At 58.3% G+C, this 22,897-nt stretch carries 26 protein-coding genes, 1 tRNA gene and 1 pseudogene; 10 read left to right on the top strand and 18 right to left on the bottom strand.

Annotated elements, in window-relative coordinates; genetic code table 11:
* Positions 1-15: 15 nt before the first annotated feature.
* The 12 genes from rlmN to trmJ form a co-directional block, all read right to left on the bottom strand.
* Entirely contained in the window at positions 16-1,158 is a 1,143-nt protein-coding gene (gene rlmN, locus ACIQY3_RS33515; protein WP_054045377.1) for a 23S rRNA (adenine(2503)-C(2))-methyltransferase RlmN, read from the bottom strand.
* A 28-nt stretch (positions 1,159-1,186) separates the two neighbouring features.
* Positions 1,187-1,612, bottom strand: coding sequence for a nucleoside-diphosphate kinase (ndk, locus tag ACIQY3_RS33510; RefSeq protein ID WP_007916882.1), 426 nt, complete (start codon positions 1,610-1,612; stop codon positions 1,187-1,189).
* Positions 1,613-1,704: 92 nt separating this feature from the next.
* The gene (gene iscX / locus ACIQY3_RS33505; RefSeq protein ID WP_017340315.1) at positions 1,705-1,905 is read right to left on the bottom strand and encodes a Fe-S cluster assembly protein IscX; all 201 of its coding nucleotides are present in this window, start codon (positions 1,903-1,905) and stop codon (positions 1,705-1,707) included.
* Positions 1,906-1,921: 16 nt separating this feature from the next.
* Entirely contained in the window at positions 1,922-2,263 is a 342-nt protein-coding gene (gene fdx, locus ACIQY3_RS33500; RefSeq protein ID WP_054045379.1) for an ISC system 2Fe-2S type ferredoxin, read from the bottom strand.
* Positions 2,263-4,128, bottom strand: coding sequence for a Fe-S protein assembly chaperone HscA (gene hscA, locus ACIQY3_RS33495; protein WP_403028803.1), 1,866 nt, complete (start codon positions 4,126-4,128; stop codon positions 2,263-2,265). The genes fdx and hscA overlap by 1 nt, the downstream gene beginning before the upstream one ends.
* A gap of 51 nt (positions 4,129-4,179) precedes the next feature.
* Entirely contained in the window at positions 4,180-4,701 is a 522-nt protein-coding gene (hscB, locus tag ACIQY3_RS33490; protein ID WP_054045383.1) for a co-chaperone HscB, read from the bottom strand.
* 8 nt (positions 4,702-4,709) lie between these two features.
* Positions 4,710-5,033, bottom strand: coding sequence for an iron-sulfur cluster assembly protein IscA (iscA, locus tag ACIQY3_RS33485; RefSeq protein ID WP_054045385.1), 324 nt, complete (start codon positions 5,031-5,033; stop codon positions 4,710-4,712).
* Between the two features lie 34 nt (positions 5,034-5,067).
* Positions 5,068-5,454 carry a Fe-S cluster assembly scaffold IscU gene (gene iscU, locus ACIQY3_RS33480; RefSeq protein ID WP_003443374.1) on the bottom strand — a complete coding sequence of 129 codons (387 nt, stop codon included), beginning with the start codon at positions 5,452-5,454 and terminating at the stop codon, positions 5,068-5,070.
* Between the two features lie 84 nt (positions 5,455-5,538).
* Positions 5,539-6,753, bottom strand: a complete 1,215-nt coding sequence (locus ACIQY3_RS33475) for an IscS subfamily cysteine desulfurase (protein ID WP_054045387.1) — start codon at positions 6,751-6,753, stop codon at positions 5,539-5,541.
* 50 nt (positions 6,754-6,803) lie between these two features.
* A complete protein-coding gene (iscR, locus tag ACIQY3_RS33470; RefSeq protein ID WP_054045389.1) occupies positions 6,804-7,295 on the bottom strand; it encodes a Fe-S cluster assembly transcriptional regulator IscR in 492 nt (163 codons plus the stop codon).
* A 238-nt stretch (positions 7,296-7,533) separates the two neighbouring features.
* Positions 7,534-8,310 (bottom strand): serine O-acetyltransferase, encoded by a 777-nt coding sequence (cysE, locus tag ACIQY3_RS33465; RefSeq protein WP_403028800.1) that lies wholly within the window; start codon positions 8,308-8,310, stop codon positions 7,534-7,536.
* A 2-nt stretch (positions 8,311-8,312) separates the two neighbouring features.
* Positions 8,313-9,083, bottom strand: coding sequence for a tRNA (cytosine(32)/uridine(32)-2'-O)-methyltransferase TrmJ (gene trmJ, locus ACIQY3_RS33460; protein WP_054613614.1), 771 nt, complete (start codon positions 9,081-9,083; stop codon positions 8,313-8,315).
* 146 nt (positions 9,084-9,229) lie between these two features.
* Here trmJ and suhB point away from each other — a divergent pair, with 146 nt between their 5' ends.
* Positions 9,230-10,045: an inositol-phosphate phosphatase gene (gene suhB, locus ACIQY3_RS33455; RefSeq protein WP_008147729.1), complete on the top strand. Its 816-nt coding sequence runs from the start codon at positions 9,230-9,232 to the stop codon at positions 10,043-10,045.
* A 253-nt stretch (positions 10,046-10,298) separates the two neighbouring features.
* Here suhB and ACIQY3_RS33450 read toward each other — a convergent pair whose 3' ends face one another.
* The 6 genes from ACIQY3_RS33450 to queA form a co-directional block, all read right to left on the bottom strand.
* A complete protein-coding gene (locus ACIQY3_RS33450) occupies positions 10,299-10,847 on the bottom strand; it encodes a glycine zipper 2TM domain-containing protein (protein WP_403028797.1) in 549 nt (182 codons plus the stop codon).
* Between the two features lie 121 nt (positions 10,848-10,968).
* Positions 10,969-11,883 (bottom strand): protein translocase subunit SecF, encoded by a 915-nt coding sequence (gene secF, locus ACIQY3_RS33445; RefSeq protein ID WP_403028794.1) that lies wholly within the window; start codon positions 11,881-11,883, stop codon positions 10,969-10,971.
* A gap of 9 nt (positions 11,884-11,892) precedes the next feature.
* Complete coding sequence (secD, locus tag ACIQY3_RS33440; protein WP_054045397.1) at positions 11,893-13,761, bottom strand: protein translocase subunit SecD; 1,869 nt, start codon at positions 13,759-13,761, stop codon at positions 11,893-11,895.
* 63 nt (positions 13,762-13,824) lie between these two features.
* Complete coding sequence (gene yajC / locus ACIQY3_RS33435; RefSeq protein WP_003185175.1) at positions 13,825-14,163, bottom strand: preprotein translocase subunit YajC; 339 nt, start codon at positions 14,161-14,163, stop codon at positions 13,825-13,827.
* Positions 14,164-14,206: 43 nt separating this feature from the next.
* Positions 14,207-15,322: a tRNA guanosine(34) transglycosylase Tgt gene (tgt, locus tag ACIQY3_RS33430; RefSeq protein WP_403028819.1), complete on the bottom strand. Its 1,116-nt coding sequence runs from the start codon at positions 15,320-15,322 to the stop codon at positions 14,207-14,209.
* A 5-nt stretch (positions 15,323-15,327) separates the two neighbouring features.
* The gene (gene queA / locus ACIQY3_RS33425) at positions 15,328-16,392 is read right to left on the bottom strand and encodes a tRNA preQ1(34) S-adenosylmethionine ribosyltransferase-isomerase QueA (RefSeq protein ID WP_054045401.1); all 1,065 of its coding nucleotides are present in this window, start codon (positions 16,390-16,392) and stop codon (positions 15,328-15,330) included.
* Between the two features lie 107 nt (positions 16,393-16,499).
* On the opposite strand from queA, the gene ACIQY3_RS33420 reads away from it, so the two are divergent.
* The 9 genes and pseudogenes from ACIQY3_RS33420 to ACIQY3_RS33380 all read left to right on the top strand — a co-directional run.
* Positions 16,500-16,584 (top strand) — tRNA-Leu (locus ACIQY3_RS33420).
* Between the two features lie 165 nt (positions 16,585-16,749).
* The gene (locus ACIQY3_RS33415; protein WP_403028790.1) at positions 16,750-17,991 is read left to right on the top strand and encodes a tyrosine-type recombinase/integrase; all 1,242 of its coding nucleotides are present in this window, start codon (positions 16,750-16,752) and stop codon (positions 17,989-17,991) included.
* 245 nt (positions 17,992-18,236) lie between these two features.
* The gene (locus ACIQY3_RS33410; protein ID WP_403028787.1) at positions 18,237-19,175 is read left to right on the top strand and encodes a hypothetical protein; all 939 of its coding nucleotides are present in this window, start codon (positions 18,237-18,239) and stop codon (positions 19,173-19,175) included.
* A gap of 84 nt (positions 19,176-19,259) precedes the next feature.
* Positions 19,260-19,514 (top strand): AlpA family transcriptional regulator, encoded by a 255-nt coding sequence (locus ACIQY3_RS33405; RefSeq protein WP_172791591.1) that lies wholly within the window; start codon positions 19,260-19,262, stop codon positions 19,512-19,514.
* Positions 19,511-19,816, top strand: coding sequence for a hypothetical protein (locus ACIQY3_RS33400; RefSeq protein WP_403028783.1), 306 nt, complete (start codon positions 19,511-19,513; stop codon positions 19,814-19,816). The genes ACIQY3_RS33405 and ACIQY3_RS33400 overlap by 4 nt, the downstream gene beginning before the upstream one ends.
* Before the next feature lie 376 nt (positions 19,817-20,192).
* On the top strand, positions 20,193-20,354 hold the full coding sequence (locus tag ACIQY3_RS33395; protein ID WP_403028781.1) for a hypothetical protein: 162 nt from the start codon (positions 20,193-20,195) through the stop codon (positions 20,352-20,354).
* Positions 20,351-20,635: a hypothetical protein gene (locus ACIQY3_RS33390; RefSeq protein ID WP_403028778.1), complete on the top strand. Its 285-nt coding sequence runs from the start codon at positions 20,351-20,353 to the stop codon at positions 20,633-20,635. The genes ACIQY3_RS33395 and ACIQY3_RS33390 overlap by 4 nt, the downstream gene beginning before the upstream one ends.
* Positions 20,632-20,904 carry a DUF3077 domain-containing protein gene (locus tag ACIQY3_RS33385; protein ID WP_403028775.1) on the top strand — a complete coding sequence of 91 codons (273 nt, stop codon included), beginning with the start codon at positions 20,632-20,634 and terminating at the stop codon, positions 20,902-20,904. The genes ACIQY3_RS33390 and ACIQY3_RS33385 overlap by 4 nt, the downstream gene beginning before the upstream one ends.
* Positions 20,901-22,802: pseudogene (locus ACIQY3_RS33380) on the top strand (DUF927 domain-containing protein); the annotation flags it as partial. The gene ACIQY3_RS33385 and the pseudogene ACIQY3_RS33380, both read left to right, overlap by 4 nt.
* Positions 22,803-22,897: the final 95 nt, after the last annotated feature.

Raw genomic sequence — 22,897 nt, 5'->3', positions numbered from 1 at the left:
AGATCCTCTCTTAATTTATTTCGCGGCGTTCTGCGCCATATCGTTCTCGGCGCTCAACTCGCGCACGGCGATATAACGTTCGCTGCGACGGGTGCGATCCAGCACCTGCCCTACCAATTGGCCACACGCAGCGTCGATGTCTTCACCACGGGTGGTGCGTACAGTGACATTGAAGCCGGCATGGTGAAGCTGATCCTGGAAACGACGAATCGCGTTGTTGCTCGGACGCTCGTACCCGGAATGCGGGAACGGGTTGAACGGGATCAGGTTGATCTTGCACGGGATGTTCTTGAGCAACTCGATCATTTCGACCGCGTGTTCAACCTTGTCGTTGATGTCCTTGAGCAAGGTGTACTCGATGGTCAGCACGCGTTTTTCGCCCAGGGACGACATGTAGCGCTGGCACGACTCGAGCAGCATCTTAAGCGGATATTTCTTGTTGATCGGCACCAATTGGTTACGCAATGCGTCATTTGGTGCGTGCAGCGACAACGCCAGGGACACGTCGATGTGCTTGGACAGCTCATCGATCATCGGCACCACGCCCGAAGTGGACAGGGTCACGCGACGCTTGGAGATCCCGTAGCCCAGGTCATCCATCATCAGATGCATGGCGGCCACGACGTTGTCGAAGTTCAGCAGCGGCTCACCCATGCCCATCATCACCACGTTGGTGATGGCACGGTCGGCGGTCGCCGGGATGCTGCCGAACGATTTATTGGCAATCCACACCTGGCCGATGACTTCGGCGGCGGTGAGGTTGCTGTTGAAACCTTGCTTGCCGGTGGAGCAGAAACTGCAATCCAGGGCACAGCCTGCCTGGGACGAAACGCACAACGTGCCGCGCTTGCCCTGGGGAATGTAGACGGTCTCGACGCAGCTGCCGGACGCCACGCGTACCACCCACTTACGGGTGCCGTCGGTGGAAATGTCCTCGCTGACCACTTCTGGACCGCGAACTTCAGCAATCACCTTGAGCTTGTCGCGCAAGGCTTTGCTGACGTTCGTCATGGCGTCGAAATCATCGACGCCAAGGTGGTGAATCCATTTCATTACCTGACCGGCACGGAAACGCTTCTCCCCGATTGAGTCGAAGAATTTTTCCATTTCCAGCTGAGTCAGACCCAGCAGGTTAGTTTTTACAGTCGATGTAGTCATGGATTCACCTTCACTCATAAGCCAATGCTTAGCGAGTGGTTACTTCAGTAGCTGCGAAGAAGTACGAGATTTCGCGAGCAGCAGCGGCTTCGGAGTCCGAACCGTGTACAGCGTTGGCGTCGATGGAATCAGCGAAGTCAGCGCGGATGGTGCCGGCAGCAGCTTCTTTAGGGTTGGTAGCGCCCATCAGCTCACGGTTCAGAGCGATAGCGTTTTCGCCTTCCAGAACCTGAACAACAACCGGGCCGGAGATCATGAAAGCAACCAGGTCGCCGAAGAAACCGCGAGCGCTGTGCTCAGCGTAGAAGCCTTCAGCTTCGGCTTTGGACAGTTGCTTCAGTTTCGAAGCTACAACGCGCAGGCCAGCTTTTTCAAAACGAGTGGTGATCTCGCCGATAACGTTTTTTGCAACAGCGTCAGGCTTGATGATGGAGAAAGTACGTTGAACAGCCATGGTGTAACTCCAGAAACGGTAATTTGTGAAAAATTAAACCCGCGAATTATACGCGGGTTCTTTGGTATTGCCTAACTGCGTACGGCGCAGACTCAGTCTGCTTCTTCGATCCAGGCGGCCTGAATGGCTTCAAGCACCTTCTCGCCACCGCGGGTCGGATCATCACTGAACTCCGGCAATGCCAGCACCCATTTGTGCAGATCGACGAAGTTCACGTAGCGCGGGTCCACTTCTGGCTTGGATTCAGCCAGTTGGATCGCGATTTCCAGCACATCAACCCATTTCAGACTCATAAAACACTTCCTTGAATCAGTGCGGCGCTTCAGCTGCATGGTTGAGCGAGTATTTCGGAATCTCGACGGTCAGGTCTTCATTTCCGACGAGTGCCTGACAGGCTAGACGCGATTGCGCTTCCAGACCCCAGGCCCGATCAAGAAAGTCCTCTTCCAGTTCGTCCGCTTCTTCCAGCGAGTCAAAGCCTTCACGAATGATGCAATGACACGTGGTGCACGCACAGACGCCGCCACAGGCGCTTTCCATCTCGATATGGTGCTCATGGGCGAGCTCGAGGATGGAAGTCCCCGGCTCAGCCTCGACAACCATGCCTTCCGGGCAAAACTTATCGTGTGGCAGAAAAATGACCTGCGGCATCAGATATCCTCGATTTCATTCAGGTTGCGCCCCGCCAGCGCGGCTTTCACCGTCGAGTCCAGGCGGCGGGCAGCAAAGGCATCGGTCACTTGCGACAGACGCTTGGTCTGCTGCTCGATGGCATAACCATCGGTGCCTTTCATCAATTCGGTCAGTTCCTGCACTTGCATCTCGATGACCATGCGCTCTTCGGCGTCGAGCAGGCGTTCGCCATCGACTTCGAGGGCGCCCTGCACCGCTTCGATCAGGCGCTGGGCATCGACTTGTTGCTCACGCAACACTCGGGCGACCTTGTCGTCGTTGGCGTGCTGGAACGAATCTTTGAGCATCTTGGCGATTTCGCCGTCGGTCAGGCCGTAGGACGGCTTGACCTGGATGCTGGCTTCCACGCCCGAACCCAGTTCCCGGGCCGCGACACTGAGCAGACCGTCGGCATCGACCTGGAAGGTCACGCGAATCTTCGCCGCGCCGGCCACCATCGCTGGAATGCCGCGCAGTTCGAAACGGGCCAGGGAGCGGCAGTCGCTGATCAGCTCGCGCTCACCCTGCAACACGTGAATCGCCATGGCCGACTGGCCATCTTTATAAGTCGTGAAGTCCTGGGCGCGGGCGACAGGGATGGTGGTGTTGCGTGGAATCACCTTCTCCATCAGGCCGCCCATGGTTTCCAGCCCCAGGGACAACGGAATCACGTCGAGCAGCAGTAGTTCGCCGCCATCGCGCTTGTTGCCCGCCAAGGTATCGGCCTGGATCGCGGCACCGATGGCCACCACTTGATCCGGATCGATTTCGGTCAGCGGTTGGCGACCGAAGGCTTCGGCCACAGCGTCGCGAACACGAGGCACGCGAGTCGAACCACCGACCATGACCACGGCATGCACTTCTTCCAGTTCGATACCGGAATCACGCACGGCGCGACGGCAAGCTTTCAGGCTGCGGGCGACCATCGGCTCGATCAGCGCATCAAAGGCTTCGCGGGTCAGCTGGGCTTTCCAGTCACCGTAAGCGACTTCAACGGTCGATACGGTGGTCAGCGCTTCTTTGGCCGCACAGGCGGTTTGCAGCAGATTACGTTGCGCACCCGGATCGAGGTCGGCGGACAAACCGGCGCTCTCGATGATCCAGCCAGCGATCGCGTGATCGAAGTCATCGCCGCCCAGGGCGCTGTCGCCACCGGTGGCCAACACTTCAAACACACCGCCGGTCAGGCGCAGAATCGAAATATCGAAGGTGCCGCCGCCCAGGTCATAAATCGCGACCAGGCCTTCGGCGTGCTGATCCAGACCGTAAGCCACTGCTGCTGCGGTCGGCTCGTTGAGCAAACGCAGCACGTTCAGGCCGGCCAGTTTGGCCGCATCCTTGGTGGCTTGACGCTGAGCGTCGTCGAAATAGGCCGGAACGGTAATCACCGCACCAACCAATTCACCACCCAACGTCGCCTCGGCGCGCTGACGCAGCACCTTGAGGATTTCGGCGGAGACTTCGACCGGGCTTTTCGGGCCTTGCACGGTGTCGATGAACGGCATGTGCGACTCGCCACCGACAAAGCGGTATGGCAGTTGGTCGCCCAATTGCTTGACGTCGGACAGACCACGACCCATCAAGCGCTTGACCGACAGCACAGTGTTCAGGGGATCAGTAGCGGCGGACAGCTTGGCGGACTCGCCCACTTCCACGCGATCGGCGTGATAGCGCACGGCGGACGGCAGGATGACCTGACCGTTGGTGTCGGCCAGGGGCTCGGAAAGACCACTGCGCAATGCAGCGACCAGCGAATTGGTAGTGCCCAAGTCGATCCCCACAGCCAGACGACGCTGGTGCGGTTGAGGACTTTGGCCGGGTTCGGCGATCTGCAGTAGGGCCATCGTAATCAGGACTTATCTGTATATCAGGCGTGCAACCTGGGCGGCACTGGGTTAATCGTCGAGGCGCTCTTCTAACTGGCGCACTTCGTAGGTGAGCTTGTCGAGGAACTGCATCCGCCGCATCAGGCGTTCGGCCTGCTCACGTTGCGCTGCATCATCCCAACAGGCTGCGAAGCTTTCGTTCAGTTCATCTTGCGCAACTTTCAAGCGACGCTTGAACACGGCAATGCCGGCCAGGTCGGCGCTGTCCTGCAGGTCTTCGAGCTCTTCGCGCCATTGCATCTGCTGCAGAAGAAACTCCGGATCATGCACCGTGACCTCCAGCGGCAACTCGCGACCACCCATGGCGAGCAAGTAGCGCGCGCGCTTTGGGGGATTCTTGAGCGTCTGGTAGGCCTCGTTGAGGTTCGCGGATTGCTCGAGTGCCAGCCGCTGCTCGCGCTCGGGAGCGTCGGCGAAGCGGTCCGGATGAACACCGCGCGCCAACTCACGATAGCGCGTGGCCAACTGTTCGAGATCCAGACGGAAGCTCGGCTGCAGTTCAAATAAAGCGAAATGACAAGGAGTACCCACGCGCAGCCTCAGATGTTGAAGCTTTCGCCGCAGCCACATTCACCGCGTACGTTGGGATTGTTGAACTTGAAGCCTTCGTTCAACCCTTCCTTGACGAAATCGAGTTCGGTGCCGTCGAGGTAGGACAGGCTCTTAGGGTCGATAATCACTTTCTCGCCGTGACTTTCGAACACCTGATCCTCTGCAACCACCTCGTCGACGAACTCCAGCACGTAGGCAAGGCCGGAACAGCCTGTGGTGCGAACACCCAGACGAATCCCTTCACCTTTGCCGCGCCCGTTGAGGGAGCGTCGCACGTGTTGAGCTGCCGCTTCTGTCATGCTGATAGCCATCGGTGACTCCTTACTCGTCGCCAAATCTTGAAAGTCAGATCAAGCCTTTCTTCTGCTTGTAGTCGCGAACGGCCGCTTTGATAGCGTCTTCAGCGAGTACGGAGCAGTGAATTTTCACCGGCGGCAAGGCCAGTTCTTCGGCCAGTTGAGTGTTCTTGATGGTCTCTGCTTCATCCAGAGTCTTGCCTTTCATCCACTCGGTCGCCAGGGAGCTGGAGGCGATCGCCGAACCGCAACCGTAGGTCTTGAACTTGGCGTCTTCGATGATGCCTTGCTCGTTAACCTTGATCTGCAGGCGCATCACGTCGCCGCACGCCGGAGCGCCGACCATGCCAGTGCCGACATCCGGGTCTTCCGCGTCCATCTTGCCGACGTTGCGCGGGTTCTCGTAGTGGTCGATGACCTTTTCGCTGTAAGCCATGATTCTTAATCCTCACTCATCAGAGAGTCGCTCTTGAGCCCTGCACACCAAAGTATTGCAGGGCCGGTTTGCGGCGACTTGAAATCAGTGTGCCGCCCACTCGATTTTCGAAATGTCGACACCGTCTTTGTACATGTCCCACAGCGGCGACAAAGTGCGCAGCTTGGTAACGGCCTCGCAGACTTTCTGCGCGGCGTAGTCGATTTCTTCTTCGGTAGTGAAACGGCCGAAGGTGAAGCGAATCGAGCTGTGTGCCAGTTCGTCGTTGCGGCCCAGGGCGCGCAGTACGTACGAAGGCTCAAGGGAAGCCGAGGTGCAGGCCGAACCGGACGAAACCGCCAGGTCTTTAAGGGCCATGATCAACGACTCGCCTTCAACGTAGTTGAAGCTCAGGTTCAGGTTGTGCGGTACGCGGGCGGTCATGCTGCCGTTGATGTACAGCTCTTCCAGGCCTTCGACCTGTTTGAAGAAGCGGTCGCTCAGGGCTTTGATGCGCACGTTCTCGGCAGCCATGTCTTCCTTGGCTACGCGGAAGGCTTCACCCATGCCGACGATCTGGTGGGTCGCCAGGGTGCCGGAACGCATGCCACGTTCGTGACCGCCGCCGTGCATGGTCGCTTCGATGCGAACACGCGGCTTGCGGCTGACGTACAGTGCGCCAATGCCTTTAGGACCGTAGGTCTTGTGGGCAGAGAAGGACATCATGTCGACTTTCAGCTTCGACAGGTCGATGTCGACCTTGCCGGTGGACTGAGCCGCGTCAACGTGGAACAGAATGCCCTTGGAGCGGGTCAGTTCGCCGATGGCGGCGATGTCGTTGACGGTTCCGATTTCGTTGTTCACGTGCATGATCGAAACCAGGATGGTGTCGTCACGCAGTGCAGCTTCAACCATCTCAGGCGTCACCAGACCATCAGTGCGCGGCTCGATGTAAGTCACTTCGAAGCCTTCACGCTCCAGTTGGCGCATGGTGTCGAGGACAGCCTTGTGCTCAATCTTGGTGGTGATCAGGTGTTTGCCCTTGGTCGCATAGAAATGCGCCGCGCCCTTGATTGCCAGGTTGTCGGATTCGGTGGCACCGGAGGTCCAGACGATTTCACGCGGGTCGGCGTTGACCAGGTCTGCGACCTGACGACGAGCGTTTTCGACGGACTCTTCAGCTTTCCAGCCGAACACGTGGGAACGGGACGCCGGGTTACCGAAGTTTCCGTCGACCAGCAGGCATTCACTCATCTTTTGCGCGACACGCGGATCAACCGGGGTGGTCGCAGAGTAATCAAGGTAAATCGGCAATTTCATGGACTATCTCCTAAATCAGGCTGGCTGGCGTGCCGCTAGCTCTTTGGCTGTCATTCGACGGCGGACGCTTCAATCTTGTCCAGGCGTGGCGCCTTGCCATTGCAACGGCGCTGGTCCTGACGCTGGGCTACTTCTTGCACCTCACGGCGAGTCACAAGGTCAGCCAAGCTGATACCACTCAGAAATTCGTGAATCTGCAGGCTCAGATCGCACCACAAGTGGTGGGTCAGACAGGTGTCACCTTGATGGCAATCGCCCTGGCCCTGGCATTTGGTTGCATCGACCGATTCGTTTACCGCATCGATCACCTGGGCGACCTGGATGCCCTGCATGTCGCGGGACAGTTGGTAGCCGCCACCCGGACCGCGAACGCTGGAAACCAGATTGCTACGACGCAATTTGGCGAAAAGCTGTTCGAGGTAGGACAGGGAGATGCCTTGGCGCTCGGAGATATCGGCCAGGGACACCGGCCCGTGCTGCGCATGCAACGCCAGGTCAAGCATGGCGGTCACGGCGTATCGGCCTTTTGTAGTCAGTCTCATGGACAATTACCACGGAGTTCGGAATGGGGGCGAGTATGCTATTCCCGAGTATTTAAGTCAACTATAAGACCTAGTACTTTAGTCAGGTTTACCCGCAAAAGAGCGCGCGCATCATAGCAAATGCTGGCTGCGTACCACCAGCAAATGCGCGTTATCGTTCTTCGCGAGCAAGCCCGCTCCCACAGGCGGCACAGATCCAGTGTGGGAGCGGGCTTGCTCGCGAAGGAGCCAACGCGGTTTAGCTGGCCTTGGTTTCGTCCTTGTCTTTCACGCAGGCGAAGTCTTCTTCGCGCAGCTCAGGCAGATCTTTCGCACAGTAATTGCTGCCCAAATCCTTCAGCGCCCCGCACATCCCCTCCAGTCGCCCATCAACCGCCTGCAAATGATCGAGCAACTGATTGATGGCACGCGCCACCGGGTCCGGCATGTCTTCGCCAACGCCGTAGGCATCGAAACCGATCTTCTCAGCCATGGCCTTGCGCTTGGCGTCCTGCTCTTCATCGGACTTGACGATGATCCGCCCCGGAATCCCAACAACCGTCGCACCTGGCGGAACAGCCTTTGTCACTACCGCATTGGAACCGACCTTGGCCCCGGCGCCGACCGTGAACGGCCCAAGCACCTTGGCGCCCGCCCCCACCACAACCCCGTCTTCCAGGGTCGGGTGACGCTTGCCCTTGTTCCAACTGGTGCCGCCCAGAGTCACGCCCTGATAAAGGGTGACGTCGTTGCCGATTTCAGCGGTTTCGCCGATGACAATGCCCATGCCGTGGTCAATAAAGAAGCGACGACCGACCTTGGCGCCCGGATGAATCTCGATCCCGGTCAACCAGCGACCGAAGTTCGACACCAACCGCGCCAGCCATTTCCAGCCCATGCCCCACAGGGCCGACGACAGGCGATGGATCCAGATGGCGTGCATGCCGGGATAGCAGGTCAGGACTTCAAAAGCGTTACGCGCAGCCGGATCACGGTGGAAAACACTCTGGATATCTTCACGCAAACGCTCGAACATTTTTAATCCTTCCGCTTAAGAAGCTCGCCACGGGCCGCTTTCTGGGTTTCCGTGAGGATGCCACGCAATATATTCATTTCCGCCCGGCTGACCGAGCTTCGTCCGTACAACCGACGCAGGCGCGCCATCAAGTGCCGTGGCTTTTCCGGGTCGAGGAATTCGATGGCCACCAGGGTTTGCTCCAGGTGTTCATAGAATCGCTCCAACTCATCCATGGTCGCCAGTTCACCACTTTTGGTGGACGCCACTTCATCCTTCTCGACCTTGCTCGGCTGGCCTTGGGCCGCAAGCCAGGACATGCGCACTTCATAACTCAACACCTGCACCGCTGCCCCAAGGTTCAGCGAACTGAACTCAGGGTCTGATGGGATGTGCACGTGATAATGACATCGCTGCAGCTCTTCATTGGTCAGGCCGGAATCTTCACGACCAAAGACCAAGGCGATCTCTGCACCTTGAGCGGCTTCCTCGACCACTTTCGTACCGCATTCGCGGGGATCGAGCAGTGGCCAAGGGATACGACGGTCACGGGCACTGGTGCCGAGGACCAGGTTGCAGCCGACCAAGGCATCTTCCAAGGTGGCGACGACTTGCGCGTTTTCAAGGATGTCCCCGGCGCCAGAGGCACGGGCATCGGCCTCGTGATGCGGGAACAACCGCGGTTCGACCAGCACCAGCCGCGACAGGCCCATGTTCTTCATGGCACGCGCAGCCCCGCCGATGTTGCCGGGATGGCTGGTATTGACCAGGACGACACGAATGTTATGCAGCACGGGAGGCGATCTCGAACACAGAATTGGGGAGCCGAATCTTACAGCTCACGCTACCGTTAAGCTATGAAAGCGAACACCGACCTTCACCTGTAGAAAAGTTCTGATAGAATGCCCGGCTTTCTTTAACAACCTTAGGTGACACATCCATGCAGCCCATGCTGAATATCGCGCTGCGCGCCGCCCGCAGCGCCAGTGAATTGATCTTCCGCTCCATCGAGCGCCTGGATACCATCAAGGTCGACGAAAAAGACGCCAAGGATTACGTATCCGAGGTGGATCGCGCCGCCGAACAGAAAATCATCGACGCGCTGCGCAAGGCCTACCCTACCCACGGCATTCTCGGTGAAGAAACCGGCATGCACCCGGGCAGCGGCGAAGGCGAAGAATACCTGTGGATCATCGATCCGCTGGACGGCACCACCAACTTCCTGCGCGGCATTCCACACTTCGCTGTCAGCATCGCCTGCAAATACCGCGGTCGCCTGGAACACGCTGTTGTTCTGGACCCGGTTCGCCAGGAAGAATTCACCGCCAGCCGTGGTCGCGGCGCTCAACTGAACGGTCGTCGCCTGCGCGTCAGCGGTCGCACCAGCCTGGACGGCGCCCTGCTGGGTACCGGTTTCCCGTTCCGTGACGACCAGATGGACAACCTCGACAACTACCTGGGCATGTTCCGCGCCCTGGTTGGCCAGACCGCCGGCATCCGCCGCGCTGGTTCCGCAAGCCTGGACCTGGCCTACGTGGCTGCCGGCCGTTTCGACGCGTTCTGGGAGTCGGGCCTGTCCGAGTGGGACATGGCTGCAGGCGCCCTGCTGATTCAGGAAGCCGGCGGTTTGGTGAGCGACTTCACCGGCGGTCACGACTTCCTTGAAAAAGGCCACGTCGTTGCCGGTAACACCAAATGCTTCAAGGCAGTCCTGACGGCCATCCAGCCGCACCTGCCGGCTTCGCTGAAACGCTAAGCGAACGCCCACAAAAAAAGCACCTTTCGGGGTGCTTTTTTTATGCCCGGGGTTTGACTCAAGACCACCATAAAACCCATGTGGGAGCGGGCTTGCTCGCAAATGCGGTGTATCAGTCGACACATATGTTGAATGTAAGACTGCATTCGCGAGCAAGCCCGCTCCCACAAGGGAAAATTGGGGTGATGTGGAAATGGGGGCATAAAAAAAGCACCCTTCCGGATGCTTCTTTTTGTGCCTGGCAATCAGCTCATCACTGACCCGGTTCGTTCTGCGACAGGATCAATTTACCTTCCTTGTCGACCGGAATCTGGTTGCCCGGATCGCGATCCATCCGCACTTTGCCTTCCTTGCCGTCCAGCGAATAACGGACGTCGTAGCCGACAACCTTGTCGCTGATGTCATTCACGGTGTTACAGCGAGTCTGGGTCGTGGTGTAGGTATCGCGATTCTGCATACCTTCCTGGACCTTGTTACCCGCGTAGCCACCACCGACTGCACCGGCCACGGTAGCAAGCTTCTTGCCGTTACCGCTGCCGATCTGGTTGCCGAGCAAACCACCGCCTACCGCACCCAGGACCGTACCGAGGATCTGGTGTTGATCCTTGACCGGTGCCTGACGGGTTACTGCAACATCCTTGCATACTTCACGTGGAGTCTTGATCTGTGTCTTAACCGGTTCAACGGCCAATACTTGCGCATACTCAGGGCCGCTTTTAACCAGGCTGTAGGTGGCAACAGCGCCCCCGGCAGTCACACCGACAGCACCCAGTACCGCACCAACCAGCAACGACTTGTTCACATGAACCTCCTGACCATCACATGCGGATCGTTGTCCGCGCTTCTCCCAGCCTTGGAGCATAAAAAAAGGCGCGAGTTCAACTCGCGCCTTTTTTGGCTGACAGCTGGAAAAACGATGGCCGTTATGGACGGTCGTCGATTTCCTTCTCGGTCGCCGCAGGAGGAATCAGATCCTCGCTGCTCAGGTTCAGCCAGATCAGTACCACGTTCGCGATGTAGATCGACGAGTAAGTACCCGCCAGAACACCGATGAACAGGGCAATGGAGAAGCCGAACAGGTTGTCGCCACCGAAGAACAGCAGTGCCGCGATCGCCAGTAAGGTGGAGATCGACGTCGCCATGGTCCGCAGCAAGGTTTGCGTGGTCGAGATGTTGATGTTCTCGATCAGGGTCGCCTTGCGCAGTACACGGAAGTTCTCACGAACCCGGTCGAATACCACGATGGTGTCGTTCAACGAGTAACCGATGATCGCCAATACCGCCGCCAGTACCGTCAGATCGAAAGTGATCTGGAAGAACGACAGGATACCGATGGTCACGATCACGTCGTGGATCAGCGAGACAATGGCGCCGACCGCGAACTTCCACTGAAAGCGGAAAGCCAGGTAGATCAGGATGCCGCCCAGCGCCATCAGCATGCCGAGGCCGCCCTGGTCGCGCAGCTCTTCACCGACCTGCGGGCCGACGAACTCTACGCGCTTGACCGTCGCCGGGTTATCGCCGCCGACCTTCAGCAGTGCTTCAGCGACCTGGTGACCCAGTTGCGGGTCTTCGCCAGGCATACGCACCAGCAGGTCGGTAGTTGCACCGAAGCTCTGCACGATGGCTTCGTGGTAACCCGACTCAGAGAGTTGGGTACGCACCTTGGAAACATCGGCCGGACGCTCGTAGGTCAGCTCGATGAGCGTACCGCCGGTGAAGTCCAGGCCCCAGTTCATGCCCTTGTGCCAGCAGCTGAACAACGCCAGTGCGGTAAGGAACAATGTGACGCCGAACGCGAAGTTGCGAACGCCCATGAAGTTGATTGTACGTAACATGGCAGCCCCTTAAATCCACAACTTCTTGAAGTCCCGACCGCCGAAGATCAGGTTGACCATCGCGCGGGTCACCATGATGGCCGTGAACATCGAGGTAAAGATCCCGAGGGACATGGTCACTGCGAAGCCTTTGACCGGGCCGGTGCCCATCGCAAAGAGAATCCCGCCGACCAGCAATGTTGTCAGGTTGGCGTCGAGAATCGCGGTGAATGCCCGGCCGAAGCCTTCGTTGATTGCCCGTTGTACGGTCATGCCCGCCGCAATCTCTTCACGAATCCGCGAGAAGATCAGAACGTTGGCGTCGACCGCCATCCCCATGGTCAATACGATACCGGCGATACCCGGCAGGGTCAGCGTTGCACCCAGCAGCGACATCAAGGCCAGCAGCAGCACCATGTTCACTGCCAGAGCGACAGTGGCGATGATGCCGAAGAAGCGGTAGATGGCGATGATGAACAGCGAGACAAACAGCATGCCCCACAGCGATGCATCGATACCTTTGGTGATGTTGTCCGCACCCAGGCTCGGGCCAATGGTGCGCTCTTCAGCGAAGTACATCGGCGCAGCCAGACCACCGGCACGCAGCAGCAGCGCCAGTTCGGACGATTCGCCCTGGCCGTTCAGGCCAGTGATGCGGAACTGAGCACCCAGCGGCGACTGGATGGTCGCCAGGCTGATGATCTTCTTCTCTTCTTTGAACGTTTGCACCGCGACGTCTTTCTCGACGCCATCAACCACTTGCTTGGTGTAAGTGGTGACCGGACGTTGTTCGATGAAGATCACCGCCATGCTGCGACCGACGTTGCTGCGAGTCGCACGACTCATCAGCTCTCCACCGTGACCATCCAGACGGATGTTCACTTCTGGCGTGCCGTGCTCGCCGAAGCCAGCCTTGGCGTCAGTTACCTGGTCACCAGTGATGATCAGGCCACGCTCGATCTGTGCCGGCGGACGCTTGCCTTCACGGAACTCGAAGCTTTCGGAAGTGGCTTTCGAAGCACCTGGCTCAGCGGCCAGACGGAACTCAAGGTTGGCCGTCTTGCCGAGGATACGCTTGGCTTCTGCGGTGTCCTGCACGCCCGGCAGCTCAACCACGATGCGGTTGGCGCCCTGACGCTGGACGATCGGCTCAGCAACACCCAGTTCGTTGACGCGGTTACGTACCGTGGTCAAGTTCTGCTTGATGGAGTATTCACGGATTTCCGCCAGCTTGGCCGGGGTCATCGCCAGACGCAGCACCGGTTGACCATTCAGGTCGGCCGGAACAATGTCGAAATCGTTGAAGTTCTTGCGGACCAGCGCACGGGCTTGTTCGCGGGTTGCTTCGTCAGTGAAGCCCAGCTGAATGGCGCCATTGAGTTGCGGCAGGCTGCGATAGCGCAGTTTCTCTTTACGCAACAGGCTCTTGACGTCGCCTTCGTAGACTTTCAGGCGTGCGTCGAGGGCTTTGTCCATGTCCACTTCCAGCAGGAAGTGCACACCACCGGACAAGTCCAGACCCAGCTTCATCGGGTGCGCGCCGAGGCTGCGCAGCCATTGCGGGGTGGTTTGTGCCAGGTTCAGTGCAACGACGTAGTCATCACCCAATGCCTTGCGCACAACATCCTTGGCAGGCAATTGGTCTTCAGCCTTGGTCAGGCGAATCAGGCCGCCCTTGCCGTTGGCCGACAGCGTGGCTGCCTTGACGTTGATCCCGGATTCCTTGAGCGCAGTGCTCACGCGATCCAGATCAGCCTGATTGACCAACAGTGCAGTACTTGCACCGCTGACCTGAATGGCCGGGTCATCAGGGTAAAGATTGGGAGCGGAATAAATCAGACCGACCGCCAGCACCGCCAGGATCAGAATGTATTTCCACAGAGGGTATTTGTTCAGCATCACGCCGCCCGCTTATGACGCGGGGCGCCTTGCGCGCCCCGTCGATTGAGTAGAAGTTGAAACTTAGATCGCTTTTAGCGTGCCTTTTGGCAGCGTGGCGGCGATGGCGCCTTTCTGGAACTTCATTTCCACGGTGTCGGAAACTTCCAGAACCACGAAATCGTCTGCCACTTTAGTGATCTTGCCGGCGATACCACCGGTGGTCACAACTTCGTCGCCTTTTTGCAGGCTGCCGAGCAGGTTCTTCTGTTCTTTGGCGCGCTTGGCCTGTGGACGCCAGATCATCAGGTAGAAGATGACCAGGAAACCGACCAGGAAAATCCACTCGAAGCCGCCGCCCATTGGGCCTGCAGCTGCCGGTGCAGCAGCGTCGGCCATGGCATTAGAGATAAAAAAGCTCATTTAGCACTCCAGTTGCAAATGTTGAATCTTGGGGTCAGAAAACTCAGTCCAAAGGCGGAACAGGTAACCCGCGTTTGGCGTAGAAGGCATCGACAAAGGCGGCCAATGTACCCTGTTGAATAGCCTCGCGCAAACCAGCCATAAGCACCTGGTAATGGCGCAAATTGTGGATGGTATTCAACATGCTACCCAGCATTTCGCCGCACTTGTCCAGATGGTGCAGATAAGCACGGGAGAAGTTCTGGCAGGTGTAGCAATCGCAGGTCGGATCCAGCGGCGAATCATCATGGCGATGGAACGCGTTACGGATCTTCAGCACGCCTGTATCAATGAACAGATGCCCATTGCGGGCATTACGGGTTGGCATCACGCAAACGAACATGTCCACACCGCGGCGCACACCCTCAACCAGATCTTCCGGTTTGCCAACGCCCATAAGGTAACGAGGTTTGTCAGCCGGCATCAGGCCCGGCAGGTAATCCAGCACCTTGATCATCTCGTGCTTGGGCTCGCCCACCGACAGACCGCCAATGGCCAGGCCATCGAAGCCGATCTTGTCGAGGCCTTCCAGGGAGCGCATGCGCAGGTCCTGGTGCATGCCGCCCTGCACGATGCCGAACAGCGCCGCCGTGTTGTCGCCATGGGCGTTTTTCGAACGCTGGGCCCAACGCAACGACAGCTCCATGGACACGCGAGCGACGTCTTCGTCGGCCGGGTACGGGGTGCATTCGTCGAAAATCATCACGATGTCGGAGCCCAGGTCACGCTGGACTTGCATCGACTCTTCCGGACCCATGAACACTTTGGCGCCGTCGACCGGGGAGGCGAAGGTCACGCCCTCCTCCTTGATCTTGCGCATCGCGCCCAGGCTGAATACCTGAAAACCGCCGGAGTCTGTAAGAATCGGGCCTTTCCACTGCATGAAATCGTGCAGGTCGCCGTGCTTCTTGATCACTTCGGTGCCCGGACGCAGCCACAAGTGGAAGGTGTTGCCCAGAATGATTTCCGCGCCGGTGGCGGTGATATCCCGCGGCAACATGCCCTTGACGGTGCCATACGTGCCCACCGGCATGAAAGCCGGGGTCTCGACGGTGCCGCGCGGGAAGGTCAAACGACCGCGACGCGCCTTGCCGTCAGTGGCCAGCAGTTCAAACGACATACGACTCATACAGTTTCCTCTGGGCCCGATTCTTTAGGGGCAGTCGGCGCAGGATTACGGGTGATAAACATCGCATCACCGTAGCTGAAAAAGCGGTAACCATGCTCCACCGCTGCTTTGTAGGCAGCCATGGCTTCGGGATAACCGGCGAACGCCGAAACCAGCATCAACAGCGTGGATTCGGGCAAATGGAAGTTGGTGACCAGGGCATCGACCACATGGAACGGCCGGCCTGGGTAGATAAAGATGTCCGTGTCGCCACTGAACGGCTTGAGCACGCCATCGCGGGCGGCGCTCTCCAGGGAACGCACGCTGGTGGTCCCCACCGCCACCACCCGACCACCGCGCGCGCGGCACGCGGCCACCGCATCCACCACGTCCTGGCCGACTTCCAGCCATTCGGTGTGCATGTGGTGATCTTCGATCTTCTCGACGCGCACCGGCTGGAACGTGCCCGCACCGACGTGCAAGGTCACAAACGCGGTCTCGACGCCCTTGGCGGCAATCGCCTCCATCAGCGGCTGATCGAAATGCAGCCCCGCCGTCGGCGCCGCCACCGCGCCCAGGCGCTCGGCGTACACGGTCTGATAACGCTCGCGGTCCGAACCTTCATCCGGGCGATCTATATAAGGAGGCAGCGGCATGTGCCCGACGCGATCGAGCAGCGGCAACACCTCTTCGGTGAAGCCCAACTCGAACAACGTGTCGTGCCGCGCCAGCATTTCTGCCTCGCCGCCGCCGTCGATCAGGATCTTCGAACCGGGCTTGGGCGATTTGCTGGAACGCACATGGGCCAGCACGCGATGACTGTCGAGCACCCGCTCCACCAGAATTTCCAGCTTGCCGCCGGAAGCCTTCTGGCCAAACAGCCGCGCCGGAATCACCCGGGTATTGTTGAACACCATCAAATCGCCCGGGCGCAAATGCTCGAGCAAATCAGTGAATTGACGGTGCGCCAGGGCGCCGCTGACCCCATCCAGGGTCAACAGGCGACTGTTGCGACGCTCGGCCAAAGGGTGGCGAGCAATCAGCGAATCAGGGAGTTCGAAAGTAAAGTCAGCAACGCGCATGATGGGGTTCGTCTAGCAGGGGCCGGAAGTCTAGCCGAAATAGTGAAAATTCTCTATGTACCTGATTGACCGACGGTAATCTCATCTCTATACTTCGCCGCCATTGAGCCCTGATGGCGGAATTGGTAGACGCGGCGGATTCAAAATCCGTTTTCGAAAGGAGTGGGAGTTCGAGTCTCCCTCGGGGCACCATATAGCAGTATCTGAAAGTCTCTACCAGACTCTCAGACCCAGAGAAACCGGCCACTTGAGCCGGATATTTTGTGTCTGGCTATCTACCTCTGTATCCCCTTATCCGTTGTATCCCTGTATCCCTGCTTGTATCCTGAGAAAAATGCCGAACTTTGGGATACAAGGATGAAGCGCGCATATATCAAGCGCCGCCCTCTAGCAGACACTACGCTTGCGGGGCTGGAGCCAGAATCAAAGGAATACAGGGAGCTGGACGGAAACGGCCTCTACTTCAGGGTCAAACCTGATGGTGGGAAATCCTGGCAGCTCCGCTACAAACGTCCGGCGGGCAATTGGGCCTGGATGGGGCTCGGGGGTTACCCGGAAGTAAGCGGTGCATTGGCACGGGACAAAGCTGCTGAACTACGCAAGGTAGTTAGCAGCGGCGCCGATCCTCTCGAACAGAAACGCTCCGCCAAAGCTGCCATTGACGCTGCCAGGACTCGGACCTTCCGAGCTGCTGCTGAAGCTTGGCTCAAGGCCAAAGAAGAAAAGGGCCTCGCTCCCTCCACTCTTAACAAAATCCGCACTTACCTCAACAAAGACATCCTCCCGGCATTGGGAGATAAGCCCCTCGACGAAATTACCCGTACCGACTGCGCAGAACTCCAGGCATCCCTCGAGGCTCGAAACGCACACAACGTGGCGGAAAAGTGCCGCACGTGGATCAATCAGATCTTCGGTCGAGCCATCGGCCTAGGGCTCACCGAAAACGATCCAGGCAGCCGCCTGCGTGACATTGCAGCACAAGCTCCTAAGACTCAGCAGCATCCACATTTGCTGGAGCCTGAGCTGTCTGAATTCCTCCAAGCGCTCAAAAACACACCGAGCAGACTGACAGCCCGCACTGCTGCATGGCTTTGTGTCTGGACAGCATCACGACCCGGCATGGTTCGATTGGCTGAATGGAAAGAATTCGACCTTGAAAAATCCATTTGGACTACACCTGCAGCCAAGATGAAGATGCGCCGGGATTTTGTATGCCCCCTTCCCCACCAAGCCGTTGCGGCACTGAAAGAGCTGTATTGCTTAACCGGTCGCAGCCGCTGGCTCTTCCCAGGAGTGGGAGCAAAAAATCCGACCATCAGTGAAAACACAATCAACAAGGTCTTCGCCACCATAGGCTACAAAGGTCGTCTCGTTGGACACGGGACTCGCCACACAGCGAGCACATTGCTTCGAGAACATGGCTGGCCTAAAGAACACGTTGAGGCGCAGCTTGCCCACAAAGAGGAAGGTATTTCAGGGGTCTATAACAAGGCTCAGTACCTAGAACAGCGTGTAGTGATGATGCAGTGGTATGCCGACCACCTTGAGCAAATGGCAGCGGGTAATGTGGTGCAGGGACAGTTTGGGAAGGCGGTATGAGCGTACGTAATCGCCCCCCCTCAAAAATCGGTGTAACGCGTGTTACAGGTGTAACGAAGCCATGCAACTCATTGATAATAATGAATTATTTATCAGTTACACGTTGTTTTCACCTCGAATGCCTCAAGTGTAACGACACGAAGTCGTGTAACAGAAATATCCCCGAGTCCGTCCTGTCGGCAGCGGCTTTATCCAATCCACGACGCTGGAACAGCGCGCCTGTCTCGGGGCGAGGGGCGGCCTAAATGGATATCGAGCTAGGTATTGAACCTGAAGAACTAGAAATCGCAGGGACCGAAGTGAAGTGTCTGATTTGGGACATGGATGACGCCGAACTAGCAGTGCGTGAGTTAGCGTTGTATCCACATTTCCACGAGCATTTCAGAGAAGCTTTCGACCTCATCGGCGTGGCAACTTCGTTCTGGCTTGAGGATGGCTCCTACGCGACCAGTGCAGAATCAGTCACAAGAACCTTGTTTCGACTCCGGGATGCCATCGGTGAACGTGCAAGCTCTGCGGAAGCAGCTTCACTGCCTAACGTCATTCGAGGCTTTCTCGGGATCGATCATCCAGCTACAGATTCACAACTCGCTGCAGCTTTTGCCCTGGTACTCGGCGTACAAGCTGTGGAAATACTTTCAAATTGGCTCTTCGAGCTCGAGGTCGCTACCTACGATATAGATGCGGATCTGATAGAGGGGCTAAGAAAGGACTCACCCCGCCAGTACGCGGCTCTTATCGACAAAGAACGAGATCGCCGCTCCGGCCTTGAAATAGAAGCGAGAGAGCAGTTTGCAGTCTTGAAAGGTGAGGCTAATCAGACATTGATGATGGCAAGCCTCTATCGCCAGGTGGAGAGCATCGATGTATCCAAAAATGGCTTCAACACATCGAGTCTGATGCTTCGACTACTTGACGAAGCCTTCTCAGCGAAGGCATCTAAACGCGGGCAAGAGGCTGGCAAAGGTAATCAAGAGGCAGGCTCTAAAACACAAATAGAAGCGATGGATCGGCGCTCAAACATAAAGGTAGCCGCAGAGCAAATTATTGCAGGCCGGCGAATCGAGAAACGAAACCTGACAGATGCAGAGCTAACCAACCTGCTGTTCGACCAGGCCGTTCACGGCACCAAGAAAACCATCCGCGATCATTTGACCGCGCTAGGTCTTCGACCACTCAAATAAAAAAAAGGGAACGGACACAGTCCGTTCCCCTCCCTCTCCGTAGCGTATGGCCTGTCGTCTCAATAAACGCAGGTTTGGATCGCTATGACTACCGCAATAAAACACCTTGCTTCACACGACCCCGCCACGACTCTCATCCGTATGCCCGAGGTGGTATCAATCGTTGGGCTTGCCCGCCCGACCATCTACAAGCTCATGCGCCAACCTGAGAGTGGATTTCCACTCCCAGTGAAGCTAAGTAACAGTAACGCCCGAAGTGCGCCAGTCGCGTGGGTGCTCGGAGAGATTCAAGCATGGACTCGCGCGCGCATCGCTGCACGTGATCGGGTGGCAGCATGAGAAAAAGACCTATCACTACGGCAGTGTTGCAACCCTTCTCAATTCTGCGCCAAGTCGGTTTTTCGCCGAGTCACATGCAACGCCTTGAGCGTTATCGCAGCCGGCAGGAAAAACAAAGTCGCGTCGTTGGTGTGCTCAGTTGGCCTGACGGCACCTGGTGCGCCATTACCTTCCACACCGAAAAATTCAATGCAGTGACTGTCGATGAAGGCCAGCAAGCAGCCGCCTACGAAGATGCTCGCGCCATGATCGATGGTGACTTCCTGCCCCTGCTTTCCCTGCGCTGGGAAGTTCATGCCTGAAATAAAAACGCCCCCGGGAGAGATCCGGAGGCGTTGAGGTAAATCTACATGCCAGAACAATTTATGCCGCACCTGAAAATTTCGCAAGTTATACGCACGGTTGCACTTTCGAAAAACGGACGTTACTCTCAGGCCGTCGCTGCAAATTCAGCGATTGGGCTTGGCGGTCCAAACAGTACAAGGCGCAACAGCGCCCCCATTACGATTGCAGGCGCTTTTTTTGTGCCCGCATTCCCGTGTTATGGCGGGTTGCGTAGGAGCACCCTCGGGTGCGCCGGTCTCCTTGTACGCCGGTCCGCCAATCCTGCGCAATCCGTCACCCTAATCTGCTTGGCGGCAGACGGTGGCGGTTCCTCAGTACAAGGAGCCTTCACAAATGCAACACGCCCTCAATCCGTTCAAAAATCGCGCCGCTGCCCATCGTGCAATGGCTCTCGCCGCTTTACACGCCAACTCCAGTCTCGCCACTCGTCTTGCCCGCTTCAACAACCACATGGCCAAAGCCCGCGCACTCGAAACCGCAGGCGGTGCCCGATGAGCAACGCTCTGAGTTTTTCACTCCCCGAAGATTTGCTGTGCGTTAATCCAACCGTAGAAGCTGGCGTGCCGATCGACGCCATCACCTGCGCCATTGATCGCGCGGACTCGGTGCTGATGCTGCTTGAAGATCACTTCGAAAGCGAAACCTCGCGCCTCGCCAATCATGTGATCGCAGCCGTCCTTTGGGACGTACGCGGCACTCTCGGCCTGATCAAAACCCTCGCCTTGCACGGTGACACCACCTCGATTCCTGCAGCGCAGAAAGGCGGTGCGCGATGACCACTTCCACCACGCTGGGTCGTGCCACATTTACTCGCGTTAATGCCACCGATTTGAAGTTGTTCCGGGTCAATGCCGGAGTACCGGTCGAAGACGCACTGGAGATGGTTTCCCTGCTGCAGCATCACGCCAACCAGCTCAACTTGGACGCCGCCATGAGCGACAGCGGCGAGCGTTTCAGTTGGCCTGCTCTGTACCTGGGCGAGATGGCCAAAGCCCTGATCGACGACATCAACGACGCGCTGTTTTTGCCGAGGGCTGACGCATGAGCCAACGCCCAAGCAACTCCGCGAAACGTCCCAGCTTCGCCGACGTGAAAGCCGCCGCACTGAAAGACATTAATCGTGTCCTGACGCACTGGCTGCCCAACGGTAAGCGCGTGGACGGCGGCAAGGAATACACCGCCCCGAATCCGACCCGCAGCGATAAACGCGCCGGTTCGCTCAAAATCAGTCTGAGCAAGGGCACGTGGTCCGACTTCGCCACTGGCGACAAAGGCGGCGACCTGATCGATCTGGTGCGCTATCTGGACGGCGGCACCGACGTCGAGGCCTGTAACAAACTGGCGGATCTGCTCAACGTGTCGCCCGGCGCCGCCCAGGCGAAGCCAGCGCCCGCCAAGACAAAAGCATCTGAGTGGAATGCCATTCAGCCGATCCCGGCCGAGGCCATGAACAAGTGCCCGGCCAAGCACCGGCAGCACGGCGCGCCGTCCAAGGTGTGGATCTATCGTGATGCACAGGGCCAGCCACTCATGGCGCTCTACCGCTTCGACCTCGGCCCCGATGACGACGGCAAGCCGAAGAAGGTCTTTGCTCCCCTGACATGGTGCCAGCGCGCCGATGGCCAGACCACGCAATGGCGCTGGCAGGGTCTCCCAGATCCACGACCACTGCTGCGTCTTGATGAACTGGCCCAACGCGTCGACGCGCCGGTTGCCCTGTGCGAAGGCGAGAAAGCTGCCGACGCCGCCGCTGAATTGCTGCCGGGCCACGTGGCCACCTGCTGGCCGAATGGCTCCAACTCTTGGCACAAAGCCGACCTGACTCCGCTCAAAGGTCGCGACGTGCTGGTGTGGCCGGACAACGATGTCAGCGGCAAAGCGTGCATGGAAGCCGTCGCCGATAAGCTGCGTGAAATCGGCGCCGCCTCGGTGCGGGTCGTCGCGGTGGACGTGTTCAAACGCAAGCCCACGCTGAAGAACGGCCGCGCCGCCTTCGCTAAAGGTGGTCAATGGGACGACGGCGACGACGCCGCCGATGCACTCACCAAAGGCTGGACGGCGGCGCACTTCGCCGAGCTGGAAAGCAGCGGCGAACTGTTCGGTTTGGTTGTCGAAAAGACAGAGCCTGAGCAGGCCGAGACCAAACCAGAACCGAAGACAAAAACTGCCACCAAGCGTCCCGCGAAATCGAAAAATGACCTGATGCCCGGAGGCTTCCGCCTCACGCCCGAAGGCGTGTTTTATGCAGGCGACGACGGCGAAGCGCGGCCGGTGTGTTCGCCTCTGGAAATCCTCGCCCGTACCCGCGACGACAAAGGCCAGAACTGGGGCCTACTGGTCGAGTTCGACGATCCCGACGGCGCCAAAAAACGCTGGAACATCCCGGCGCGCACCATGACCGGCGACTTCGGCAAGGACGTACTCGGACCGTTGGTGGACATGGGCCTGCGTCTCGCGGGCAGCCGCTCAGGACGCAACGCACGCAACGACCTGCAAAGTTACCTCGGCGGCTTCGACAGCGCGCAACGGGCACGACTGGTCACCCGCTTGGGCTGGCACGACAGCGCCTTTCTGCTGCCCGAGCAACAGGTCGGCGCACACAGCGAACACCTGCACTTCTACGAGGCCGGCTCTCAGCTTCCGCCGATCAGCGAAGCGGGCACGCTTGAGCAGTGGCAGGAGCAAATCGGCGCACTGTGCGTCGGTAATCATCGATTGGCGTTCGTCGTCGGCGTGGCCTTTGCTGGCCCACTGCTGCACATGCTCGGCCATGAGTCGGGCGGCTTCCACTTGTACGGCGACAGTTCAGGCGGCAAGACCACCCACCTACAAGTGGCTGCCTCGATCTACGGCGGGCCGCGTCTGGTGCGCTCGTGGCGCTCCACGGATAACGCGCTCGAATCCATCGCCGCCGCGCATTCCGATGGCCTTCTGGTGCTGGATTGTTGGCGCTGATTGAAAACTGACCCACCCTGCCGATTGAAAATTGACCCAGGACGGATTGCTGATTTTTGCCCCAGCAATTGTGGATAAGCTTA

The organism is Pseudomonas sp. NPDC096950, from assembly GCF_044762525.1.
Classification (GTDB): domain Bacteria; phylum Pseudomonadota; class Gammaproteobacteria; order Pseudomonadales; family Pseudomonadaceae; genus Aquipseudomonas.
This window is presented reverse-complemented; position numbering and strand designations above follow the sequence as displayed.